Origin of the sequence: Paenibacillus gansuensis (assembly GCF_042684925.1) — a bacterium.
Taxonomy (GTDB): Bacteria; Bacillota; Bacilli; order Paenibacillales; family DY6; genus Paenibacillus_N; species Paenibacillus_N gansuensis.
Genome location: NZ_JBHUME010000005.1, coordinates 447,086 through 469,503 on the forward strand (window position 1 = coordinate 447,086; position 22,418 = coordinate 469,503).

The following is a 22,418-nucleotide window of genomic DNA, read 5'->3' on the forward strand; positions in this document are numbered from 1 at the left end:
TTAGTTGTACAATGTGGTAAGGGGGGAGTTGTCTGTATGCGCATTGCGGCTCGGATCTTCTTTATCACATTGATTTCTCTTGGGGTCGCCTGGACGCTGTCCTTTGTGCCCGGGCTGGCATTGACCAAGTCATTAAAAGAACGGGTGATGACTACATTCCGTATGGAGAAACCCGTGATGCTCGGAGATGAGAACCTGGTTGATTTTGTCGCACAGCTGCCTCTGCGAACCAGTCTGGACAAAGTGGATTGGGGTCATTCCGTTCTGTATATCGACTTGAAAATTTCAGAACCGGCCGGCGAAACACAGTCTGTTATTTTCGGGGATTTGTATGAAATAGCAGAGTTCGGCTTACTGGGTACAGAGAATGTAAAAGAAGTGATGCTTCGTGTTTACAATCCGGAAAGTGCAGACGGCAGAAGGCAGAAGGAACTTTTACTCTCTATGGAAGCCAAGCGAAGCGAGATTACAGCGGAGGATATCCTTAGTCTCAAGCTGCAGGATCAGACGCCGGATGCTACGGTCAGGTCGAAATTTCACATGAATTTGACAGATCTGTGGTTTGATATCATACCGAAATAGTACCATTCACTCCCGCACAGCTCAGGCAACCGAATTTTCGGAGCCGGGGGTGTGCTTGATTGTTTTTAGTATGCTATAATTGTTCAGATATGTTGTTATTTCCTTAGATTGCTCGGAGGCTTCTTATGAATACGTACCGGATTCCCGATTTAGCCAAAAAATTTACTGAACACGATATGATTGTTCAACATACAGATTTGCCTGAGACGCCGGATTTTCGCATCAAGCTGCTTCACACATTTCTCTCCGGGGATGCCGCCAAAGATCCCGAAAACAGCGAAGTATATTCGCTTGCGGTGATGCTGGTGCAACTGGGGCTGGATACACACGACCAGATTGATACCGATCAGGGGAGCCCTCAGGAAGGTGATCGTTCAAGGCAGCTGAAGGTTTTGGCCGGAGATTATTTCAGCAGCGGGTTTTATCATTTGTTATCCAAAGCCGGACATATTGAGGCTGTAACGTCTTTATCGGCGGCTATTTGTGAAATTAATCGCATGAAGATGCAGCTGTACTTGAGAATGAAGCAGTGGAAGATGACCGCAGATGAATATTTGCAGCACACGGTGGGAATTAAAACCCAGCTTTTTCTCTCTTTTGCCAAAAAGATGAACGGCGTATCCGCCTTAAGATGGCCTGAACTTTTACAGGCATTCACCAGATGCGAAGTGCTCGTGCAGGAAATGGAGTCCAGTGAGCTGCAGGACCCTGCACGCCGGAACTGGGCATACTGGCATGTATGGGAGCGGGCAACCAAAGAAGAGAAACAGCAGTTGAAAGACGGGTTGGACAGGGCCGGCTGGCTTGCCGTGCTGAAGAAATACAACGTAAAGAATGCCCTGCTGGAGCTGCTCCAGTCCCAATTGCAGCAGGCGGGGGCACTTATAGCGCAATTTGATTCTGACAAGCTCCGGCAGGAGCTTGGGCAATTGGGAGAGCCGTTTAAGCGTTATGTATCCTCTCCGGTATTGGAGGAAATTTGAGGTGAGCAACTTGAAAAGCAACCAGAAGGAACAGTTTGTCCATTCGGTATTTGAGTCGATCGCGCCGAAGTACGATATGATGAATGATCTGTTAAGTTTCCGCAGGCACAAGGCGTGGAGAAAATTCACCATGCGCAGAATGAACATGAAACCAGGAGATACGGCCATTGATCTGTGCTGCGGAACATGCGACTGGACGATCGCCATGGCGGAGGAGAGCGGCAGCGGCCCTATGGTGGGACTGGATTTCAGCCAGAACATGCTGAACGTCGGGGAGCATAAAATACGGGAAGCCGGCAGAGCTGAGCAAATCCGTCTCGTCCAGGGCAATGCGATGGAACTTCCGTTCCCGGATAACAGCTTTGATTACGCCACGATCGGGTTTGGCTTGAGGAACGTACCGGACTTAATGAAGGTGCTCCGCGAGATGCAGAGGGTAGTCAAACCAGGCGGGAAGGTTGTTTGTCTGGAATTGTCCAAACCTACCAAAAATCCGTTCAAGAGCATTTATTATTTTTATTTCCAGAGAGTGCTTCCCATGGTTGGCAAGCTTGTAGTTAAGCGTTACGAACAATATAAATGGCTGCCGGATTCCTTGGCCGCATTTCCGGACCACGTGCAGCTGAAGAAACATTTTGAAGAAACCGGTTTACAGCATGTGGAAGCGTATCCCCTTACACTTGGCATAGCAGCACTGCATATCGGTACGAAGGGAAGCGCGCATTCATGATCCGCAAAGCAAGAATTTTTTTGGAAATGATCAAGTTTGAACATACGGTGTTTGCCCTTCCCTTTGCTTTTATGGGGGCATTGCTCGGCTCCGTGTCTGTTAACGGGCATCTGCCTTCCTGGGCGCAGATCGGATGGATTATCGTCGCGATGTTCGGTGCCAGAAGCGCAGCCATGGGGTTGAACAGGCTGATTGACAAGACGATCGACAAGAAGAACCCAAGAACGGCGATGCGTGCAATACCTGCAGGCTTGCTGGGTTCTAAAGAAGTCATTCTGTTTGTTGTCATCTCATTTTTTCTGTTATTTCTCGGCGCATCCCAGTTAAATCCGCTCTCGGTAAAGCTTTTGCCGATCGCTGTATTTATGCTTGTTATTTATTCTTATACAAAGCGTTTCACCTGGTTATGCCATGTGGTGCTGGGTTTCACAATCGCGCTCGCTCCGTTGGGGGGGTGGGTAGCCGTTACGGGGACGGTCAATTGGACATCCCTGTTGTTCTATTTCTCTGTCGCCTTCTGGATTGCAGGCTTTGATGTGATTTATGCGTGCCAGGACGAAGAGTTTGACCGGGAAGAGAAGTTGTTTTCCATCCCAAGCCGTTTCGGCATTGCAAACGCATTGATAATCGCACGTTTTATGCATCTCGTTCCTGCAGCCGGCCTGCTTGCACTGGGGATTATCACTGGACTGAGCTGGCTGTATTTAACCGGGGCCATTGTCGCCATCGGCTTATTGTTCTATGAACACAAAATCGTAACCCCGACCAACTTATCCAGGTTGAACACAGCCTTCTTTACATTGAACGGGGCACTAAGCATTGTAATGTTTGTGTTTACGCTGCTTGATTTGGTGGTGTTCTCCTAGCATGAATTATCCAAACGTAAACGATATAACGGCACTTCCCGGGTCAGGCAAAAGGTGGATCGTGGGCATGTCAGGTGCCAGCGGAGCGCCCTATGGGCTGAGGCTTGTGCGTTATTTGCTTTCCCAGGGATATCATGTTCATCTTGTCATTACGGAAGCGGGCTGGCGAGTTCTGAAAGAGGAGCACGGCTGGGATCCGACCAAACGGCAGGCGATGTTGGAAAGGCATTTCAGCGGGCTGCCTGGGCGCATCGACTTTCATCCGCCTGCCGATATCGGTGCAGGCATAGCGAGCGGTTCTTTCCGCAACGAAGGTATGGTGATTATCCCTTGTTCCATGGGAACGCTGGCTGCCGTTGCGCACGGGCTGTCGGACAATTTGCTGGAACGGGCCGCGGATGTGATGCTGAAAGAGGGGCGTAAGCTGATTGTCGTTCCGAGGGAGACGCCGCTTCATGCGGTTCACCTGGAAAACATGCTGAAGCTAACACAGCTTGGGGCCAAAATTGTTCCTGCCATGCCTGCATTCTATCATGGTCCGCAGAGCATTGAGGATATGGTGGATTTTATAGCGGGAAAAGTGCTGGATCTGATGGATGTCCAGCATGACCTGTTTACTAGATGGGGAGCAGCCAAAGATGACACATACTAATTACCTTAGGATCGGGCGCATTGAGTACACCAATGCGTGGCCGGTCTTCTATCATTTTGCCGATGAAATCAGAAATCAGCAGGTAGAACTCATTTCGAAAGTCCCTTCCGAACTGAACAGGTCCCTGTCAGAGGGACGGCTTGATATGAGCGCCGTCTCCTCTTATGCTTACGGGGAAGGCAGCAGCAGCTATGTGCTGCTGCCGGACTTATCCGTAAGCAGTTTCGGCGCGGTGGGCTCGATCTTGCTGTTTATGAAGAAACCTCTTGAGGAAATTCGTAACGGTAAAATTGCGCTTACGACTGCGTCCGCAACTTCCGTAAATCTGCTGAAAATTGTCATGCAGAAATTTCTCGGCGGATCGCCAAGTTATGTTTCCGCAGCACCGGATTTGGAGCAGATGCTGAAAGAAAATGATGCCGCACTGTTAATCGGAGACGATGCGATCCGTGCAAGCTGGGCGGAACTGCCATACGAAGTGATGGATTTGGGTCAGGCTTGGCGCGACTTTACCGGCGAAGGGATGACGTTCGCGGTTTGGGCGGTTAGAGAAGCGGTAACAAGCCGTTATCCGGAGTTGGTCCGCGGTGTGAACGAAGCGTTTCAGAGAAGCAAAGAGCGCAGCATGAAGGACTTGTCCCCTGTTATAGAGGAAGCAATGAAACGAATCGGCGGAACGGCTTCTTACTGGCGCAGTTATTTTACCGGATTGCAGTATGACTTTGGACAATCCCAATGGAATGGTTTACAATTATATTTCCGGTATGCGAAGGAACTCGGACTGATGAATCAGGACGTGCACTTGCGGATTTGGACGGATAATACAGTGGTACAGGTGAACTCATGAAATTAATGGACATTTATGCCCGGTTGCGGGGCGATATCAGCTACATCGAGAAGGAATTGGAACGGAGTATTGATACGGAACATGCCGTACTCAACGAAGCTTCCCTGCATTTATTGAAAGCCGGAGGCAAGAGGATACGGCCGGTATTCGTTCTCCTGGCAGGTGAACTGGGCACTTATGATCTGGAGCGTCTGAAGAGGGTTGCCGTGCCTCTGGAGCTGATCCACATGGCATCTCTGGTTCACGATGACGTCATTGATAATGCGAATACCCGCAGGGGTCAGCTTACAGTGAAATCCAAGTGGGACAACCGGGTCGCGATGTACACGGGCGATTACATTTACGCCAAGGCGCTGACGATCGTCACCCAGTTGGAGAATCCTGTGATCCACCGGATTTTGTCCAAGGCTATGCTTGAAATGTGTATCGGCGAAATGGAACAAATCCGCGACTTCTTCAATACGGAGCAGACAGTTCGTAACTACCTTCTTCGTATCCGCAGGAAGACGGCTCTTCTTATCGCAATTTCCTGCCAGCTTGGCGCTGTGGCGTCCGAGGCGAAGCCAGAATTGGCAAGGCGGATGTACAATTTTGGATACAATGTAGGCATGGCTTTTCAAATCCGCGACGATATTCTGGATTTACTTGGTACTGAAAAGCAGCTGGGTAAGCCGCCCGGCAGCGATATGAGGCAAGGGAATATTACGCTTCCCGTACTGTTTGCCCTGCAGGAAAGCTCCATACGGGAGGAACTGCTGCATGAAATCAGTACGATCCGAGATGCGGACGGGCAGGCGGACACGTACAGGGTGATACAACTGATCCGCGGAAGCAAGGGCGTCGACAGGGCGGATGCAATGGCAGCCAAGTACATTGAAAAAGCGATCGCAGCCCTCGATATTCTCCCTGATAACAAAACCAGAAAAAACTTCAAAGACATCGCACATTTTATCGGAAAACGTTTACATTAACCTTGCAGGTATGTTATGTTAATTGTCGGGCCTTATTTTTATCTTCAGTTCAGGCCGCGACCCTAACATACATTTAAGTGCTAAATGGAGGACTTGCAATGGAAAGAACGTTCTTAATGGTTAAACCGGACGGCGTGCAGCGTGGATTAATCGGTGAAGTGGTTAAACGTTTCGAGCAAAAGGGTTTTCAACTGGTAGGCGCGAAGCTGATGCAAATCTCAAGAGAGAAAGCGGAGCTGCATTACGCCGAACATCAAGGCAAGCCTTTCTTTCCAGGTTTGGTGGATTTCATTATTTCCGGTCCGGTATTCGGTATGGTCTGGGAAGGGGATCAAGTTATTGCGCTTTCCCGTACGATGATCGGCAAGACGAACTCTTTGGACGCCCTTCCGGGCACGATAAGAGGCGACTATGCAGTACATACGAACTTGAACATTATTCATGGTTCCGATTCGCCGGAGAGCGCGCAGCGCGAAATTTCGAACTTCTTCAGCGAGCAAGAACTTATAACTTATACTAAACCGATCTCTCAGTGGATCTGATAGAACTTATTTTTATTTTCTTGTAATTCGACAACATTCAGCAGGAATCTGCCTCTGGCTATGGAATATAGTCAGAGGTATTTTTGTTGAGGGAGTTGGCAGCTTGGAAGACAAGGATTTTCTATATTTTATAGCTAAAGTGAAGGAAAGTACGAACATCGATTTGTCGCAATATAAAGAAGCGCAGATGAAACGAAGGCTGACTACGCTTCGAACCAAGCATGGGCATCCGAGTTTCGCTTCATTTTATGAAGCGATGATGAAAGACAAGAAAGTGATGCATGAGTTTCTCGACAGGATGACGATCAATGTATCGGAATTTTGGAGAAACCCGAATCGGTGGCAGATTTTATCGGATACGTTCCTGAAAGATATGATTGCCCGGAACCCTAGGCTGAAGTGCTGGAGCGCGGCTTGTTCCACCGGGGAAGAGCCTTATTCGCTTGCGATGATCTTAGCAGAGAAAGGCGTTCTGCAAAATTCTCGTCTGGACGCTACAGACATCGATGACGGCGCGTTGGAGAAAGCTAAACAAGCTTTGTACCTGGAAAGATCGTTAAGAGATGTTCCGTCATTATACACTTCCAAATATGTTCGGCAGGACGGTTCCATGTATCGAATTGACGAGCGCTTGACGAAAGCAGTCAATTTCAAGAAACAAAATCTGCTGACGGACACGTTTGACCAAGAATATGATCTGATCATATGCCGGAACGTGATGATTTACTTTACGGAAGAAGCGAAGCATGTGCTTTACCACAAATTTGCCAAGTCGCTGAAACGGGGAGGAATTCTGTTTGTTGGCAGCACGGAGCAGATTTTCACACCGGGGCAGTACGGACTGGAGTCGGCGGAAACCTTTTTCTACAGAAAAATATAGTATCGCGGTATAACCTTTTCCAGCCTTACCCATACTAACAACACGACAGTCTATAGTGGAGGTTGGCAGGGTGGATAAACGCAAAGTGATTACAGCATACAGGCGCGGGTTCATCACCATGCAGGAATGCGCTCAGATTTTGGGGCTGGACTCGGTGCAGATCCGTGGTTTGATTGAAGATACGCAGCCGGTAGGGCATGATAGCAGAACAGGGAAGCAGCCGGTAAACAGTTAATACAGGCAGGCATACGAAAGAAGCAGCAGCGGCTGTTTCGCAGCGTATGCTTTTTTTATTGGTGGATTATTTCGTACAGTTAGGCGGTTATGCTTTAAAGCGGTAAATTTTATTCCTTGTCAAACCGTTCATAACTATACTATAATTAGCACAAATATAGAGTGAAATGACGTATAGTACGGATTTTATCGGAGGGACGAGACGGATGTTACGATATTTAACAGCAGGGGAAACGCACGGCCCGCAATTGACCGCGATTGTAGAGGGACTGCCGAGCAATATGAAAGTGGATTTTGAGGAGCTGAATTTTCAGCTTCACCGCAGACAGCTTGGGTATGGACGCGGCCGCCGTATGCAGATTGAGAAAGACACGGCTGACATCGTTGGAGGAGTCCGCCATGGACGCACAACCGGCGCTCCAGTAGCATTAATCGTAGCCAATAACGATTGGAAGCACTGGACAAGCGTAATGAATATAGCTCCGATTGAAGGATCGGATGAAGAAAAGCGCAGAGTTCACCGTCCGCGTCCAGGTCATGCCGACTTGAACGGCGGTTTAAAGTATAATTTGAAAGATTTGCGAAATGTTCTGGAGCGTTCCAGTGCGCGTGAAACAGCAGCGCGCGTAGCATGCGGAGCTCTGGCGCGCCAGCTGCTTGCTGAATTCGGCATCAAAGTGGCGGGCCAGGTGCTTCGAATCGGAGAAGTGGAAGCCAAGCGTATAGAGCTTCCGATTGATGAGCTGATTGCAGTTACAGAGGCGTCTCCAGTCAGAGTCGCCGATAAGGAAGCCGAAGAGAAGATGATCGCCCATATCGACCAGGTGAAAGCCGAAGGCGATTCCATCGGCGGGGTTGTGGAATGCATTATTGAAGGCGTACCGGTCGGTTTAGGCAGCCACGTCCAATGGGACCGCAAGCTGGATTCCCGAATTGCCGGTGCAGTTGTATCGATCAACGCATTTAAAGGATGCGAAATCGGAATCGGCTTTGAAGCAGCCGAACTTCGGGGATCCCAAGTGCACGACGAAATTGTGTACAGCGATGACCGCGGATATCACCGGGCATCGAACCGTGCCGGCGGATTCGAGGGCGGAATGACAACCGGCGAGCCGATCGTCGTCCGCGGGGTGATGAAGCCGATCCCTACGTTATATAAACCTCTGCAAAGTGTGGATATCGATACAAGAGAACCGTTTACCGCGCAAGTTGAGCGTTCCGACAGCTGTGCAGTTCCCGCGGCCAGTGTCGTCCTGGAGAACGTGGTGGCTTGGGAAGTTGCCCGTGCATTTCTGGAGAAGTTCGGCGGGGACTCCATTGAAGAGATCAGGGCTAACCTGAACAATTACTTGAGTCAGCTGGAGAACTATTAATATGAGGGAACTTAAGGTCGATCTGGGGGAACGCTCTTATCCGATTTACATCGGAGAGGGGTTGCTGCAGGAAACCGGCGTAATGTTTCTGAAACACGGAATCGGTACCAAATCCCCCGTTCTTCTCGTTACGGATGAAACTGCCGGAGAACTTTACCTTCGTAAAGTTGAGGATGCACTGGCGAAGTCCGGGTACCGCACCGGCTCGTTTATCGTGAAGGCGGGCGAACGCTCCAAGTCTCTATCTGTGCTGGAAGATGCGGTCACGGCGGCTCTGGAAGCAGGGCTGGACCGCCATTCTGCCGTAGTTGCCTTGGGCGGCGGTGTGGTAGGCGATTTAGCGGGTTTTGTTGCAGCTACTTATATGCGCGGAATTAAGTTTGTGCAGATTCCGACTACGATATTGGCTCATGACAGCAGCGTCGGCGGCAAGGTAGCAGTGAACCATCCGCTCGCGAAGAACATTATCGGCGCTTTTCACCAGCCGGAATTTGTCCTGTACGATACAGCGACATTAAAGACCTTGCCTGAAAGGGAAGTGCGTGCAGGGTTATCCGAAGTGATCAAGCACGGGCTTATTTGGAATGCGGAGTTTGTGGATTGGTGTGAAATCCATGCCGAGAAGCTCCTTTCGCTGGACCCGGAATCACTTGAATATGCTTTATATGAAGGCTGCAGGGTGAAGTCGATCGTCGTCTCACAGGATGAACGGGAGAACGGGCTTCGAGCCATTCTCAACTTGGGGCATACGATCGGCCACGCTCTGGAAGCTGTAGCCGGTTATGGGGAGCTGCTGCATGGTGAGGCTATAGCCATCGGTATGGTCGGCTCGGCTCGTCTTGCAGCCAAACTTGGGCACCCGGAAGAAATTCATGCGGTGACGAAGCGGATTTTCATGAAATATGGTTTGCCGACATCAATCCCGTCTCACCTGGATACGGAAGCCATCCTTGGCGCGATGATGCACGACAAGAAGTTTGTAGAAGGCACCATGGTGTTTATTATACCCACAGCGATCGGAACGGTGGAAATCAATAAGAATGTTTCTACCGCATTAGTGCGAGAGATTGTGGAGGAATTGAAAGAGGAGGGGTAGGCTATGTACGTAAGAGGCATTCGCGGTGCTGTAACGGTATCGAACAATGAAGAACGGGAAATTTTAGAAGCTACGACGGAACTGCTCAAGGAAATCGTCAGCCAGAACGCTGTGAGTCCTGAAGACATCTGCAGCGTATTCGTAACCATGACTACGGATTTAGACGCAACCTTCCCTGCCAGAGCGATCCGCCAGATGGACGGCTGGGATTTGGTTCCTCTTATGTGTTCAGGGGAGATTCCAGTACAAGGAAGTTTACCTAAGTGTATCCGGCTAATGGTTACAGTCAACACAGAAAAACAGCAGCGGGAGATGGTTCATGTGTATCTGAGAGGAGCACAGGTGCTGCGGCCCGATTTATCCGGAAGCTCCGCCGCTAAGTAGATTGCTCTAGAGGATCGAACTTCGGGTTGACCGCAGCTTTAGGCATCATGTATAGTAGTGTTAGATGAAATATGTAGTTACGTATTGCAATGCACGCCGAGCTTCAGTAGATGCAGCTGGCGGCCAGAGTAGAAGGCAGCAGAGCCGAGCAGAGTTGAGATGAGATTGAGTTTTTGAGCAGAGTAGAGCAGAGACCCTTCCTTTGAGTTATGTTCCCAGGGAACATGTCATTGCGATGTTTCTTTCGTCTACACCTTACATATGCTCATAACCATTTCTAACCAAACCTCTACCGGCGTAGAGGTTTTTTTGTTTTTAGAATAGTTGATGTTCCTATCCTGAGGTTAAAGAGGTGCTGTCCATGTATACCCCTGAATTGAAAGAAGTTTTGAATTTATCCCGCCATTACAATCTAATTCCTGTTGTACGCCATTTTATGGCGGATACGGAAACGCCGATCCGTATATTCCAACACTTTTACGAGGAGCCGAATGCCTTCTTGCTGGAGAGTGTAGAGGGCGGGGTACAGTGGGCGCGGTATTCTTTTATCGGAACCGATCCGTTTTTGCTCATTCAGGGAAAGAACGGGAGCATGGACATCACAAGAGGCGGTGTGACGGAAACGGCGGATGAGAAACCGATTGAGCTTTTGAAGGCGTACTTACGCTCTTATAAGAGTCCTGCCTTACCCGAACTGCCGCCCTTTACAGGAGGAGCCATCGGATTCTTCGGATACGATCTGCTTCAATATTATGAGAAACTGCCCGCTCACCGGGTTGACGATCTTCTTATGAACGACATTCAATTTATGTTCTGCGATCAGATTATTGTATTCGATCACGTGAAGCAACAGTTGAAAGTCATTGCTAATGTCCATGTGCCTGAGCATGCAACCGATCGGGAGATCGCGGCAGCTTACGAGCTGACCTGTTCCAAGATTGAAGCTACCGTCAACCGGATGCGCACCCCTCTGCCGAATCTGAGCGGGAGCCAACGGCCGATTCCTGATGATGTGGAGCTAGGTGAAATCCATTCCAACGTCACTAAAGAGCAATTTATTGCCAACGTGGATCAGGCGAAAGAATATATTCGGGCCGGCGATATTTTTCAAGTTGTGTTGTCGCAGCGGTTTAACATTGAAACGGATGTCTCCCCTCTCATGGTCTACCGGATATTACGGACAATGAACCCTTCCCCGTATATGTACTATTTAAAAATGGGAGAAGAGATCATTGTCGGGACTTCGCCCGAAGCACTTGTGAAGGTGGACGGCGACCGGGTGGAAACGAGGCCGATTGCCGGTACGCGCCCAAGAGGCGGCACCCCTGAGGAGGATGCAAGATTGGAGCTGGAGCTTCTGGCCGATGAGAAAGAACGTGCGGAACATTTGATGCTTGTTGACCTTGGGCGGAACGATATCGGCCGTGTCTCGGAATTCGGAACGGTAAAATGCGATGCCTACATGGAGATTGAGCGATACTCTCACGTGATGCACATCGTCTCTAATGTCTCAGGCAAGCTGCGGGAGGATAAAGATTTTTTCGATGCTTTTCTCTCCTGCCTGCCTGCAGGGACCGTTTCCGGCGCACCGAAGCTCAGGGCGATGGAGATTATCGCCGAACTGGAGAACGAAGCCAGAGGAGCTTATGCAGGAGCGATCGGATACCTGGGGTTTTCGGGTAATATGAACACTTGTATTACCATCCGCACCATTATCTTTAAACATGGGAAAGCGTATGTCCAGGCAGGGGCCGGAATTGTATGGGATTCTGTGCCGCAGAGCGAGTATGAAGAAACGCAGAACAAGGCCAAAGCATTGCTGAAGGCCATACGGATGGCGGAAGCGGTGTTCGAGCCTCAGCAGCCTTCGACGACGACAAATCAGGACTATTATATAAACGTATAATCCATGTTAAGGGAGGAATAGAGGGTGGAACTAAATATGCTGCAGGAAACCGCTGATGTTAACGTCCAACAGGCAATTGCCAAAGTCATATCCGGGGAACACTTAACACGGCCGGAGGCGACTTCGGTGATGACGGAAGTCATGGAGGGCAAAGCGACATCCGCCCAAATAGGCAGTCTGCTTACAGCGCTTCGCATGAAAGGCGAGAGCATCGATGAGATTACAGGTTTTGCGGCGGCGATGCGCGCCAAGTCGAACCGGGTTCACACCATGCAGGATGGGCTGCTTGATACTTGCGGAACTGGCGGTTCAGGCTTGCATAAATTTAACATCTCAACAGCTTCAGCAATTATTGCGGCTTCCCAAGGTGTCCGTGTGGCAAAGCACGGAAACCGGGCGATGTCGGGCCGAACAGGCAGTGCGGACGTGCTGGAAGCGCTTGGGGTAAATATTTCGATCAACAGTGAGCAGGCTTCTGCCTGTCTGGATGAAGTTGGCCTCTGCTTCCTGTTTGCGCAGCTGTACCATCCCTCGATGAAGCATGCCGCCGGTCCGCGGAAAGAAATCGGCTTCCGGACCGTTTTCAACCTGCTAGGACCATTGACGAATCCTGCAGGTGCGGACCGCCAGCTGATGGGTATTTTTGACCTCACCAAAACAGAAACGGTTGCCCGTGTGCTGCAGCAGCTGGAATTAAAGCGGGCTATGGTCGTAGGGAGTCATGACGGTTTGGATGAAATCAGCCTGTCGGCTCCTACCCGAATTTCCGAACTGAAAGACGGGGAAATCCGTACGTATGACATCACACCTGACATTCTGGGCTTAAAAGCTTACAATATAAATGAAATCTCCGGCGGAACGCCTGAAGTAAATGCGGATATTATTAAGCGCGTGTTCTTGGGAGAACGCGGCGCATACCGTGATATCGTGCTGGCTAATGCAGGCGCATGCATCTATCTCTCAGAAGGCTGTACGTCCCTGAGGGAAGGGGTAGAGCTTGCAGCGGGTGCGATTGACAACGGGGCCGCCTATAACAAGTTAAACCAACTAATCCAATACACAGGAGAACTAAGCCATGTATCTTGATCGCATCGTAGCTACGAAACAACAGGAAGTAGCAGCATTGTCGGAACACTTTAACCAGGCAAAGGTCGAGAAAGTCATTTCTGAACTGCCGCCATGCCTTGGCTTTCACAAAGCTTTAAAGGAAGGGCGCAAGCGTCCCATGGGCCTGATTGCTGAAATCAAGAAGGCGTCTCCGTCCAAAGGGCTGATACGCGATGAATTCGGGCAGGTGGAACTAGCGCTTGCTTATGAAGCCGCAGGTGCCGACTGCCTTTCCGTTCTTACGGATACGCAGTATTTTCAAGGACATAACGATTTTTTAACAGATGTGCGTCTGCATGTGAATGTTCCTCTGCTGCGCAAAGATTTCATCATTGACCATACGCAAGTATTTGAAGCCCGGCTGATCGGAGCGGACGCCATTTTGCTGATTGCCGCCATTCTGACCGATAATCAGCTGAAAGCCTATTCTCTTATCGCAAAAGGGCTGGGCATGGATGTTCTAGTCGAAGTGCACGATCAGGAGGAATTAGAGAGGGTATTAACGATTGGGGCGGATCTCATCGGGATCAACAACCGGAACCTGCGCACTTTTGTCACAGACCTGAAAACAACGGAACAGCTTATCCAATCTATCCCCGAAGGGACCACAATTGTAAGTGAGAGCGGAATCTCAACTCCGGAAGAGGTGGAATATCTACAGTCTGTGGGGGCACATGCTTTACTCATCGGCGAGCACTTTATGAGACAGCAGGATGTCGGTCAGGCGGTAATTGATTTGCTTGGACCTGTTCGGAGGGGGCAGTGATGAAGAAATCAGGCGTCTTGCCAGCCGCAAAAATTTGTGGACTGCAAAGCGTTGAAGTGTTAAAATCGATCTTGCATTTACCCATCGATTATATAGGTTTTGTCTTTGCGAAGAGCCGCCGCCAAGTAACGCCCGCTCAAGCGGGTGAATGCATCCGCTTTATGAGGGAGCAGCAGTCGGCAGCGCTTGCCGCCGGTGTTTTTGTTAATCCTGCGCTGGAGGACATCGGGAATGTTCTAGCTGAGGCCCGGCTGGATGTCATCCAGCTGCATGGACAGGAAACACCTGAATTTTGCGCTGAGGTTCGCGAGCATTTTAACATATTGGTTTATAAAGCATTTCCGGTGAAGGAATCCACGGAGCGGGACGGAGCGGTTGTGGCGCGTTTGGATGCTTATGCGGGTGCCGTTGACGGGATGCTTATCGATACTTATGACCCCGTGCAAGGGGGAGGAACCGGCGAGACGTTCGCCTGGGAAGCCATACCGGCCTACACCCGCTGGGCTGAGGAGCATCATCTTCCCCTGCTGGTGGCCGGAGGGCTCCATGCCGGTAACGTAGGGGAGCTGCTTCAGCGCTATGATGTATACGGCGTAGACGTATCCAGCGGAGTGGAAACGGACGGCGTCAAAGACCCGGCCAAAATTTCAGCATTTATCGAAAGGGTGAAACAGCTATGACACAAGTGCCTGACGAGCATGGCAGATTTGGCAAATTCGGCGGACGCTACGTCCCGGAGACACTAATGAACGCACTTATAGAACTGGAAGAGGCCTACCGGCATTATATGCAGGATCCTGAATTCATAGAGGAAGTCAATTATTTGCTTAAGCAATATTCCGGCCGTCCTACCTCGCTGTATTACGCGGAAAGATTGTCTGAAACACTCGGAGGCGCCAAAATATATCTGAAGCGAGAAGACCTGAACCACACGGGTGCCCACAAAATCAACAACACGATCGGCCAAGCCGTACTAGCAAAGCGCATGGGCAAAAAGAAGGTTATTGCCGAAACAGGCGCAGGGCAGCACGGTGTGGCTACTGCAACGGTAGCGGCGCTTCTGGGGCTGGAGTGCAAGGTGTTTATGGGCGAAGAGGATACAAGACGCCAGCAGCTGAATGTTTTCAGGATGAACCTTCTTGGTGCGGAAGTAATCCCCGTAACGTCGGGTACACGGACTTTGAAAGATGCCGGGAATGAGGCTTTGAGAAATTGGGTCAGCAACGTGCATGACACCTTTTATATTCTCGGTTCGGTCGTTGGCCCTCATCCATATCCTATGATGGTAAGGGATTTTCAGCGGATTATCGGGGATGAGTCGCGTAAACAAATTTTGGAGGCGGAAGGCCGCTTGCCGGATGCGATAGTTGCCGCTGTCGGGGGCGGAAGCAATGCGATGGGTATATTTTATCCGTTTGTCCAGGATACGTCAGTGAAACTGTACGGTGTTGAGGCTGCAGGACGGGGCGTAGATACGGAAGAGCATGCAGCCACAATGACGAAGGGGACTCACGGCGTGTTCCAAGGGTCGATGAGTTATCTTCTGCAGGACGAGTATGGACAGGTACAGCCTGCACATTCCATCAGCGCAGGGTTGGATTACCCGGGTGTCGGTCCGGAACATGCCTACCTTAAGGACATAGGGCGGGCGACATACGTTCCGATTACGGATAAAGAGGCATTGGACGCCTTGCAGCTGTTGAGCCGTACGGAAGGCATTATTCCTGCTTTAGAGAGCGCACATGCCATCGCTCAAACCATCAAGCTCGCTCCGGAGATGAGCAAGGAAGAGATCATCGTCGTTTCTCTTTCGGGCCGCGGGGATAAAGACGTCGAGTCTATTATGGGTTATCTGGGAGGTGCCAAGCATGAATCGCATTGATCAGACCTTTGCCGGACTGAAACAAGAGGGCAAATCCGCTTTGATTCCCTTCCTGACGGTCGGCGACCCGGATGTGCCTACGACGATCAATATTATTAAGGCGATGGAAGAGGCCGGAGCTGATCTGATCGAGCTCGGGGTGCCGTATTCCGATCCATTGGCCGACGGCCCGGTAATTCAGCGTGCATCCCAACGGGCTCTGGAACACCGGATTACGGTGATCGATTGCATTCAAGCGGCGGGAGAGGCCAGAAGGCAGGGTGTCCAACTGCCGTTTATTTTGTTCACCTATTACAATCCGGTGCTGCAGCTTGGGTTCGATACGCTATTCGCCCTTCTAAAGGAGAATGACATCAGCGGGTTGATCATCCCGGATCTGCCGGTTGAAGAGAGCCACGTTATCTCTGAGTATACCGCTAAGCATAATATTCATCTGATCCCGCTAGTGGCGCCTACTTCCCGCCATCGCGTATCGAAGATCGCCAAAGATGCCGCAGGATTCATTTACTGCGTTTCATCCTTGGGGGTTACGGGGGAACGTTCCGCTTTTCATGAAGGAGTCGACCGTTTCATTGAAGAGGTGAAGGAATCTACAGAACTGCCAGTCGCGGTGGGCTTTGGCATCTCCTCCAGGGAACAGGTGGAAAGGTTCGCCGGCCGCTGTGAAGGAGTAATTGTCGGCAGTGCCATCGTAAGAAAGATTGAAGAGGTGCTGCCGCAGTTAACGAGCGGAGTGGATACAACCAAGGCGGGAGCAATTCAACAAATTAAACAATTTGTACAGCAGTTAAGAGTCTAAATTATGGTGAAGGTGGTTGAACCATGCAGCCCAAATCAAATATAATTCATCTTCCGGTTTACGAGCCGGGCAAACCTATGGAAGAAGTGAAACGGGAACTGGGATTAACGGAAGTCATCAAACTTGCTTCCAATGAGAACCCGTTCGGCACTTCGCCGAACGTAAAAGCAGCGATTGAGAACGAAATCAGCAACGTAAGCCTCTATCCCGACGGCGCAGCAGTCGAACTTACGGCAGCAGTAGCGTCGCATTTGGGTGTCCAGCCGAACCAGATCATTTTCGGCGCAGGATCGGATGAAGTGATACTCATGATTGCCAGAGCGTTCTTTCATAAAGGCGATGAAACGATTATGGCCACACATACCTTTCCCCAATACAAACATAATGCTGAAATAGAAGGCGCCGTTTCGATCGAAGTTCCTCTGAAAGACGGCAAGCATGATCTTCCAGCAATGTTGGCCGCGGTTACGGAGCGGACGAAAGTGGTTTGGATCTGCAATCCGAATAACCCGACGGGGACGATTGTAACCCGCAGCGAATTGGATGAGTTTATGCAAAAGGTTCCGTCCTCCGTCATGGTTGTACTGGATGAAGCCTATTGTGAATACATCGACGATGCGGAGTACCCGGACGGACTTGCTTATCTGAGCAAATATAAGAATGTTGTGCTACTGCGCACTTTCTCCAAAATTTACGGCCTGGCCTCCCTGCGGATCGGCTACGGGGTGGGACATCCTGACGTAATCCGCAGCATCAACCAGGTCCGCGAACCCTTCAATACAACGCGTTTTGCGCAGGCAGCTGCCAAAGCGGCATTAGAAGACAAAGAGTTTATCCGTTTCTGCCGGGAAGAGAACGCCAAAGGATTGGCCTACATCCGCCAAGAACTGGAGCGTTTACAACTAACCGCTTATCCTGCATATGGTAATTTCATTATGGTGGATACAGGGTGTCCTGCAGACCAAATGTTCGATTCGCTTCTGCGTAAAGGGATCATCGTAAGGGGCGGCCATAAGCTGAACTTCCCTACCTCTATACGGGTTACTGTAGGAAGCCAGGAACAGAACGAGAAATTTATCACAGCACTAGAAACGTCTTTACAAGAACTGAAGACGCGGGTGTGAACGAAATTCAGATAGCCAAAGATAAGGGATATGCGATGACAACTATATCTATTTTCGGGGTTGGGCTGATTGGCGGTTCACTGGCTCTATGCTTTAAGGGGAAACCCGGGCTCAGAGTCATCGGCCATTCCAACAATCCGGATTCGGCAGCTAAATACTTAAAACGCAACGTAGTGGATCATGCTACAACGTCCATGAAGGAAGCGGCGGAAGCAGCAGATGTTATTTTCTTATGCGTACCGGTAGGGAACCTGGAACCGTATTTGCGTGAACTCAGCGCCATGAATTTAAAGCCTGGGTGCATTATTACGGATGTGGGCAGTACGAAACACTCTATTGCTTCGACGGCAAGAACAATCTCTTTGGGCGGCAGTTACTTTATCGGCGGTCATCCTATGGCGGGTTCTGAACGTTCCGGCGTAGAAGCGGCTTCTTCCCATCTTTTTGAAAATGCATTTTATGTGCTGACACCGGACCCGAACGTGCCTGAAGAGGTATATGATACGTTAAGCAGGCTGCTGAAGCATACCAAAGCTCAGATCGTCAGAGTAGACTCACAGCAGCATGATGATATCGTCGGCGCCATCAGCCATCTGCCGCATGTCATTGCCGTGGCCTTAGTAAATCAAATCTCGGCTTATAACGAATCCGACCCGTTGTACAAGAACTTGGCTGCGGGCGGCTTTCGGGACATTACGAGAATCGCTTCCAGCGATCCTTACATCTGGCGTGACATTCTTATCAACAATAAAGAGGTTATGTTGAAACTTCTGCAAGACTGGAATTCCGAAATTGCAGAGTTTATGGAGCTCCTGGTACGTAACGACGGGGATGGCATCGTGAACCGTTTTGCCAAAGCAGGTGAATTCAGGAGCCAGCTGCCCGAACGCAGAAAAGGTGTTATTACGGCGCTTTACGATCTGTATGTGGATGTGCCGGACCATCCGGGAATTATTGGACGGATAACTACAGAACTGGGCAACCGCAAAATCAACCTGAGCAATATACAAATTATTGAGAGCAGGGAAGACGTGCCGGGGATTCTTCGCCTGTCGTTCCGCAACGAGAGGGAAATGGAACTGGCGGACGGCGCGCTCACTGAGCTTGGATTTTCGGTACATTATTAAGGATGAGTTAGCGGCAGGGACCCCCGGTGGAGGGGGTCTTTTTTGTTGAACATATGCAAAAGAAAGCGTTTCAAAAAAAACGTTGACAATCTGAAAGCGGATACATATAATAAAAGTACAGTATGGTTTCTCTCCACTCCTATCCGATAACTGGCACTATGTGCAACCACCCTTATTGGGTGGTCTTTTTTTTGTTTATATAGATAATAAGAAAGTTTTTGGGAATATCTCGTACAATAGTAAGAGTGTGTTTCCATTTTTCTGTAAAAATGTCGATAAAAGAAGGAATTTATAGTTTTAACTAGAAATGAGTAGGATGTTGTAGGTTTTACTTGCCAATCAGCTCGTTTTTTTTTACAATGAAGCGCAACTTTTTTTTCCTGCTGCAGTATCAATAGTAACCGCAGCTGGGGAAGAAGGTAGGGATTCGTTAGGAGGATCGCTGAATGACCGATTCCCAGTTAATACGTGAAATTAAAGACGGCAATGTCGAGTTGTATTCTGAGTTGATGCGCCGGTATCAGCGCAAAATCCTCGCTTTCATTTTTCATATGCTGAAAGGCGCCCATATGGAAACAGCGGCTGAGGATCTTTGCTCAGAGACATTCTATAAAGCCTACCGGAGTTTACAGACCTTCAGGGAAGTGGATGCCTCCTTCTCGACCTGGCTGTATACGATTGCGCGCAATACAGTCCTAAGCGAGCTGCGAAAGCAGAAGAGCCTGAACGTGTCGCTGGACGAAGGAATACATATCCCCCAAGCCCCGTCGGAAGCCATGCCCGAACAGCGGATGCTGCAAAGCGAAAAAGTCACGATGGTGCGGGAAGCAATAAACAATTTACCGGAGAAGCAAAGGGCTGCCCTGATTTTGAGGGAGTATGACCAAATGGATTATCAGGAAATCGCCGAGGTGCTCAGCTTAACTGTAAGCTCTGTGAAATCGCTGTTATTTAGAGCCCGCGCAAGCGTAAAGACGCAGTTGGAGCCTTATTTCGTAGAACCTATTTTTCAAGAATTTGAAGGGATGAATCGAAGATGAACTGTGAAGAGATCCAAGACCTGCTCGGGACGTACTGGGATCTGCCGGAGGAAGACCCGCAGCGGGAATTGGTGAACAGGCATTTGCAGACTTGCCGGTCTTGCAGCGAAGAATTCGAAATTTGGCGGGAATCGGAAGATTTAATTCAGGTCTCCGCGCTGATTGCGGAACGTCCTTCAGCTGAGAACAGAATCGTACAGTCTGTTATGGACCGCATCTATGCAGAAGAATCCTGGAAGCTTCCCGCACATAACCGGATTTACAATACTACTTACAAGTGGCGGAGGAATGTGTCTGCGGTTCTAGCCCTTTGTCTAGCATTCTTCTGTGTCAGCTTCGTTTACTCTCTTGTTAGCGAATCACACAGCCAAAAGGTTCAGACCGCCTTGGACAGTTCCGATTTGCTTCCTTCGGGGGCGCTTACCGAAAACGGCTTACAAGTCAGCGCATCTGTTTTTCAAGAATTGCCTGTAGCGAGTATTAGCGATCCGATCGTATTGAAAGTGGATATGTCCTACCCGGATTATTTAGTTGCGGTATCCTTGCTGGGGTTTATCAGCCTCTTGTTACTGCTCAACTGGTTTTCAAGAACCAAAACATGACCCAACCTCCTAGCCATCCAGGCAAGGAGGTTTTGTTTACATTTTGGAAAGTATAAGTTTCCTAACGTGATATACTAAGCTTATTCTGTACATTCGGGAAGGAGCATTTATGAGTACGATCGGTTTTATAAGGCACGGGGTTACCCGCTGGAACGCGGAAGGAAGGCTGCAGGGCCAGATCGATATTGAATTGAGCGGTGAAGGCGTTGCCCAGGCGGAAGCTCTTGCCTCGCGTCTTGCGGCAGAATCGTGGGATTGCATTTATTCAAGTGATTTGCAGAGGGCGCGCGGTACTGCAGAGATTATCGCAAACCGGATGGGGTTGAAGGACGTCCTTACGGATATAAGGCTTCGTGAACGTTCCTTCGGTAAGCTTGAAGGAACAACGTTGGATGAACGGGTTGCCGCATGGGGGAGCGAGTGGCAGTCTTTGGATCTTGGTGTGGAATCCGATGAAGCCCTGACTGCAAGAGCGCTTGAATTTATAGAAGAGCTGACCGAAATCCATCCGCATTCCCGTATTCTTATCGTTAGCCACGGAGGATATTTAGCCCAGCTTTACAAAACGGTTTTTCTGGAACATGAAGACGAGCATCTTACGAACACCTCTCTGACGATAGCGGTTCGGGAAGGCGGAACGTGGATTAAAACTCTATTTAACTGCACAGCACACTTACACTCAACGGAGCAGCCTACTTAAAAAGTAGGCTGTTTTTGTTTGAGCAGGTATGTTTTTCGTAGAATGACCCATAATGGTACTAATGATTTTGCTAGAGAACGGGGGTCTACTATGAATCTGGCGGATATGTTAAGTTACGCTGACATCCATGACTTGAGCCGAATCGCAACGAATTACGAATGCGAATGCAGTGCCCACTCCAAAAATGAGCTTATTCAATCGATCCTCTCGCGGATCAGCCGGAAAGAAGTGTTTCAGCAGCATGTAGACAGTCTTACAGCGGAGGATTTAAGATTTCTCAACTCGCTTCTGTTCGATCAAAGGGATTCATTCTCGCTGGAAGAGCTGGTCGCCCGGGTGCAGCAGACGAAATTCAACAAAGAAGAGAAAGCGGAATGGAATCCGCGGGATATGATCAGCAAGTTCAAGCAGCGAGGCTGGCTGTTTAACGGATTTTCGCAGCAAACGAAGTTTTTGTTTCAAGTGCCCGAGGATTTAAAACTGCGCTTCAGCGAGCTGTTAGCGAAACAGTTTCAGCAGGAAATCGTGAAAACCGGAGAACCGGCAGCCTATCGCGACGAGCAGGAAATGATACAGCGTGACATTCTGCAATTTCTCAAATACCTGCATCAAAGCGGAGATATTCAACTGACTTCCGATGGTTCGATGTACAAGAAAAATCAACAGCAGATTATTGAACTGTTCTCCGTTCATGAAGATTTAATAGGCAAGAGCGGGTGGCGTTTCGGCTACGGCCGAAAATTTAAAGAATATCCAAACCGCCTTTCCCTAATCTACGATTATTGCTTCTTTCACGGGATGATAGAAGAACGGGAGCAGCGGCTTTTGCTGACAGAAACGGGCAGGCAGAAGGCGGCGGAAGGCAAGCCTGAGAATTTGCTTCATGTATATAAGTTCTGGTTAAGACTCTACAAAGGACCAATCCATAATTTAGTTTCTCTGGTCCATTGGATCGACAAGCTGTCCAAACAATGGGTGACCGTACATAGTCTCAGTGACGTGCTGAAACGCTTTGTGAAGCCGTATTACTACGACACGCAGGAATCCATCATCGAGCAGAGGGTTTTGCTGATGCTCCTTCACTTGGGGTTAATCCGGCTAGGAGAGGATCCGCTTCATGGAATGACCGTACAGGTAACCAAGCTGGGAAGCAGTGTCATAAACGGAGTGTATGTTGCGCATGAGGACAAAATTGAGCTGCCTGCAGAACCCGCCACAGGCTAGG

At 49.6% G+C, this 22,418-nt stretch carries 25 protein-coding genes; all 25 read left to right on the plus strand.

The window, feature by feature from the left end; translation table 11 throughout:
- Nucleotides 1–36: 36 nt before the first annotated feature.
- The 25 genes from ACFSUF_RS06175 (at nucleotide 37) to ACFSUF_RS06295 (ending at nucleotide 22,417) form a co-directional block, all read left to right on the plus strand.
- Nucleotides 37–582: a hypothetical protein gene (locus ACFSUF_RS06175; protein ID WP_377601179.1), complete on the plus strand. Its 546-nt coding sequence runs from the start codon at nucleotides 37–39 to the stop codon at nucleotides 580–582.
- 125 nt (nucleotides 583–707) lie between these two features.
- Nucleotides 708–1,565: a heptaprenyl diphosphate synthase component 1 gene (locus ACFSUF_RS06180; protein ID WP_377601181.1), complete on the plus strand. Its 858-nt coding sequence runs from the start codon at nucleotides 708–710 to the stop codon at nucleotides 1,563–1,565.
- 1 nt (nucleotide 1,566) lies between these two features.
- A complete protein-coding gene (locus ACFSUF_RS06185; protein ID WP_377601182.1) occupies nucleotides 1,567–2,295 on the plus strand; it encodes a demethylmenaquinone methyltransferase in 729 nt (242 codons plus the stop codon).
- Nucleotides 2,292–3,161, plus strand: coding sequence for a UbiA-like polyprenyltransferase (locus ACFSUF_RS06190; RefSeq protein WP_377601184.1), 870 nt, complete (start codon nucleotides 2,292–2,294; stop codon nucleotides 3,159–3,161). Before ACFSUF_RS06185 ends, ACFSUF_RS06190 begins: the two co-directional genes overlap by 4 nt.
- 1 nt (nucleotide 3,162) lies before the next feature.
- The gene (locus tag ACFSUF_RS06195) at nucleotides 3,163–3,813 is read left to right on the plus strand and encodes a UbiX family flavin prenyltransferase (protein ID WP_377601186.1); all 651 of its coding nucleotides are present in this window, start codon (nucleotides 3,163–3,165) and stop codon (nucleotides 3,811–3,813) included.
- On the plus strand, nucleotides 3,800–4,660 hold the full coding sequence (locus ACFSUF_RS06200) for a menaquinone biosynthesis protein (protein ID WP_377601188.1): 861 nt from the start codon (nucleotides 3,800–3,802) through the stop codon (nucleotides 4,658–4,660). Before ACFSUF_RS06195 ends, ACFSUF_RS06200 begins: the two co-directional genes overlap by 14 nt.
- Nucleotides 4,657–5,631 (plus strand): heptaprenyl diphosphate synthase component II, encoded by a 975-nt coding sequence (gene hepT, locus ACFSUF_RS06205; protein WP_377601190.1) that lies wholly within the window; start codon nucleotides 4,657–4,659, stop codon nucleotides 5,629–5,631. Before ACFSUF_RS06200 ends, hepT begins: the two co-directional genes overlap by 4 nt.
- Before the next feature lie 98 nt (nucleotides 5,632–5,729).
- A complete protein-coding gene (gene ndk / locus ACFSUF_RS06210; RefSeq protein ID WP_377601192.1) occupies nucleotides 5,730–6,173 on the plus strand; it encodes a nucleoside-diphosphate kinase in 444 nt (147 codons plus the stop codon).
- A 103-nt stretch (nucleotides 6,174–6,276) separates the two neighbouring features.
- Nucleotides 6,277–7,053, plus strand: coding sequence for a CheR family methyltransferase (locus ACFSUF_RS06215; RefSeq protein ID WP_377601194.1), 777 nt, complete (start codon nucleotides 6,277–6,279; stop codon nucleotides 7,051–7,053).
- Between the two features lie 70 nt (nucleotides 7,054–7,123).
- Complete coding sequence (locus ACFSUF_RS06220; protein ID WP_377601196.1) at nucleotides 7,124–7,288, plus strand: hypothetical protein; 165 nt, start codon at nucleotides 7,124–7,126, stop codon at nucleotides 7,286–7,288.
- Nucleotides 7,289–7,493: 205 nt separating this feature from the next.
- Entirely contained in the window at nucleotides 7,494–8,660 is a 1,167-nt protein-coding gene (gene aroC, locus ACFSUF_RS06225; RefSeq protein WP_377601197.1) for a chorismate synthase, read from the plus strand.
- A 1-nt stretch (nucleotide 8,661) separates the two neighbouring features.
- Complete coding sequence (gene aroB, locus ACFSUF_RS06230; RefSeq protein WP_377601199.1) at nucleotides 8,662–9,756, plus strand: 3-dehydroquinate synthase; 1,095 nt, start codon at nucleotides 8,662–8,664, stop codon at nucleotides 9,754–9,756.
- A 3-nt stretch (nucleotides 9,757–9,759) separates the two neighbouring features.
- Nucleotides 9,760–10,140 carry a chorismate mutase gene (aroH, locus tag ACFSUF_RS06235; protein WP_377601201.1) on the plus strand — a complete coding sequence of 127 codons (381 nt, stop codon included), beginning with the start codon at nucleotides 9,760–9,762 and terminating at the stop codon, nucleotides 10,138–10,140.
- A 361-nt stretch (nucleotides 10,141–10,501) separates the two neighbouring features.
- Complete coding sequence (trpE, locus tag ACFSUF_RS06240; RefSeq protein WP_377601203.1) at nucleotides 10,502–12,046, plus strand: anthranilate synthase component I; 1,545 nt, start codon at nucleotides 10,502–10,504, stop codon at nucleotides 12,044–12,046.
- A 36-nt stretch (nucleotides 12,047–12,082) separates the two neighbouring features.
- The gene (gene trpD, locus ACFSUF_RS06245) at nucleotides 12,083–13,132 is read left to right on the plus strand and encodes an anthranilate phosphoribosyltransferase (RefSeq protein WP_377601756.1); all 1,050 of its coding nucleotides are present in this window, start codon (nucleotides 12,083–12,085) and stop codon (nucleotides 13,130–13,132) included.
- Nucleotides 13,122–13,919, plus strand: a complete 798-nt coding sequence (trpC, locus tag ACFSUF_RS06250; protein WP_377601205.1) for an indole-3-glycerol phosphate synthase TrpC — start codon at nucleotides 13,122–13,124, stop codon at nucleotides 13,917–13,919. Before trpD ends, trpC begins: the two co-directional genes overlap by 11 nt.
- Nucleotides 13,919–14,599: a phosphoribosylanthranilate isomerase gene (locus ACFSUF_RS06255; RefSeq protein WP_377601206.1), complete on the plus strand. Its 681-nt coding sequence runs from the start codon at nucleotides 13,919–13,921 to the stop codon at nucleotides 14,597–14,599. Before trpC ends, ACFSUF_RS06255 begins: the two co-directional genes overlap by 1 nt.
- A complete protein-coding gene (gene trpB, locus ACFSUF_RS06260; protein ID WP_377601208.1) occupies nucleotides 14,596–15,801 on the plus strand; it encodes a tryptophan synthase subunit beta in 1,206 nt (401 codons plus the stop codon). The genes ACFSUF_RS06255 and trpB overlap by 4 nt, the downstream gene beginning before the upstream one ends.
- Entirely contained in the window at nucleotides 15,788–16,600 is an 813-nt protein-coding gene (trpA, locus tag ACFSUF_RS06265) for a tryptophan synthase subunit alpha (RefSeq protein ID WP_377601210.1), read from the plus strand. The genes trpB and trpA overlap by 14 nt, the downstream gene beginning before the upstream one ends.
- A 23-nt stretch (nucleotides 16,601–16,623) precedes the next feature.
- The gene (gene hisC / locus ACFSUF_RS06270; protein ID WP_377601212.1) at nucleotides 16,624–17,724 is read left to right on the plus strand and encodes a histidinol-phosphate transaminase; all 1,101 of its coding nucleotides are present in this window, start codon (nucleotides 16,624–16,626) and stop codon (nucleotides 17,722–17,724) included.
- A 35-nt stretch (nucleotides 17,725–17,759) separates the two neighbouring features.
- Nucleotides 17,760–18,851: a prephenate dehydrogenase gene (locus tag ACFSUF_RS06275; RefSeq protein ID WP_377601758.1), complete on the plus strand. Its 1,092-nt coding sequence runs from the start codon at nucleotides 17,760–17,762 to the stop codon at nucleotides 18,849–18,851.
- A 446-nt stretch (nucleotides 18,852–19,297) separates the two neighbouring features.
- Nucleotides 19,298–19,891, plus strand: a complete 594-nt coding sequence (locus ACFSUF_RS06280) for an RNA polymerase sigma factor (RefSeq protein WP_377601214.1) — start codon at nucleotides 19,298–19,300, stop codon at nucleotides 19,889–19,891.
- Nucleotides 19,888–20,493, plus strand: a complete 606-nt coding sequence (locus ACFSUF_RS06285) for an anti-sigma factor family protein (protein ID WP_377601216.1) — start codon at nucleotides 19,888–19,890, stop codon at nucleotides 20,491–20,493. Before ACFSUF_RS06280 ends, ACFSUF_RS06285 begins: the two co-directional genes overlap by 4 nt.
- A 109-nt stretch (nucleotides 20,494–20,602) precedes the next feature.
- On the plus strand, nucleotides 20,603–21,193 hold the full coding sequence (locus tag ACFSUF_RS06290; protein ID WP_377601218.1) for a histidine phosphatase family protein: 591 nt from the start codon (nucleotides 20,603–20,605) through the stop codon (nucleotides 21,191–21,193).
- A gap of 90 nt (nucleotides 21,194–21,283) precedes the next feature.
- Nucleotides 21,284–22,417, plus strand: coding sequence for a hypothetical protein (locus tag ACFSUF_RS06295; protein ID WP_377601220.1), 1,134 nt, complete (start codon nucleotides 21,284–21,286; stop codon nucleotides 22,415–22,417).
- The last annotated feature ends 1 nt before the right edge of the window (nucleotide 22,418 follow it).

Bases quoted from the DNA above. Each gene is read 5' to 3' on its own strand.
- ACFSUF_RS06175 (WP_377601179.1), top strand. From the start codon at position 37: ATGCGCATTGCGGCTCGGATCTTCTTTATCACATTGATTTCTCTTGGG.
- ACFSUF_RS06180 (WP_377601181.1), top strand. From the start codon at position 708: ATGAATACGTACCGGATTCCCGATTTAGCCAAAAAATTTACTGAACAC.
- ACFSUF_RS06190 (WP_377601184.1), top strand. From the start codon at position 2,292: ATGATCCGCAAAGCAAGAATTTTTTTGGAAATGATCAAGTTTGAACAT.
- ACFSUF_RS06195 (WP_377601186.1), top strand. From the start codon at position 3,163: ATGAATTATCCAAACGTAAACGATATAACGGCACTTCCCGGGTCAGGC.
- ACFSUF_RS06200 (WP_377601188.1), top strand. From the start codon at position 3,800: ATGACACATACTAATTACCTTAGGATCGGGCGCATTGAGTACACCAAT.
- hepT (WP_377601190.1), top strand. From the start codon at position 4,657: ATGAAATTAATGGACATTTATGCCCGGTTGCGGGGCGATATCAGCTAC.
- ndk (WP_377601192.1), top strand. From the start codon at position 5,730: ATGGAAAGAACGTTCTTAATGGTTAAACCGGACGGCGTGCAGCGTGGA.
- aroC (WP_377601197.1), top strand. From the start codon at position 7,494: ATGTTACGATATTTAACAGCAGGGGAAACGCACGGCCCGCAATTGACC.
- aroB (WP_377601199.1), top strand. From the start codon at position 8,662: ATGAGGGAACTTAAGGTCGATCTGGGGGAACGCTCTTATCCGATTTAC.
- aroH (WP_377601201.1), top strand. From the start codon at position 9,760: ATGTACGTAAGAGGCATTCGCGGTGCTGTAACGGTATCGAACAATGAA.
- trpE (WP_377601203.1), top strand. From the start codon at position 10,502: ATGTATACCCCTGAATTGAAAGAAGTTTTGAATTTATCCCGCCATTAC.
- trpD (WP_377601756.1), top strand. From the start codon at position 12,083: ATGCTGCAGGAAACCGCTGATGTTAACGTCCAACAGGCAATTGCCAAA.
- trpC (WP_377601205.1), top strand. From the start codon at position 13,122: ATGTATCTTGATCGCATCGTAGCTACGAAACAACAGGAAGTAGCAGCA.
- ACFSUF_RS06255 (WP_377601206.1), top strand. From the start codon at position 13,919: ATGAAGAAATCAGGCGTCTTGCCAGCCGCAAAAATTTGTGGACTGCAA.
- trpB (WP_377601208.1), top strand. From the start codon at position 14,596: ATGACACAAGTGCCTGACGAGCATGGCAGATTTGGCAAATTCGGCGGA.
- trpA (WP_377601210.1), top strand. From the start codon at position 15,788: ATGAATCGCATTGATCAGACCTTTGCCGGACTGAAACAAGAGGGCAAA.
- hisC (WP_377601212.1), top strand. From the start codon at position 16,624: ATGCAGCCCAAATCAAATATAATTCATCTTCCGGTTTACGAGCCGGGC.
- ACFSUF_RS06275 (WP_377601758.1), top strand. From the start codon at position 17,760: ATGACAACTATATCTATTTTCGGGGTTGGGCTGATTGGCGGTTCACTG.
- ACFSUF_RS06280 (WP_377601214.1), top strand. From the start codon at position 19,298: ATGACCGATTCCCAGTTAATACGTGAAATTAAAGACGGCAATGTCGAG.
- ACFSUF_RS06285 (WP_377601216.1), top strand. From the start codon at position 19,888: ATGAACTGTGAAGAGATCCAAGACCTGCTCGGGACGTACTGGGATCTG.
- ACFSUF_RS06290 (WP_377601218.1), top strand. From the start codon at position 20,603: ATGAGTACGATCGGTTTTATAAGGCACGGGGTTACCCGCTGGAACGCG.
- ACFSUF_RS06295 (WP_377601220.1), top strand. From the start codon at position 21,284: ATGAATCTGGCGGATATGTTAAGTTACGCTGACATCCATGACTTGAGC.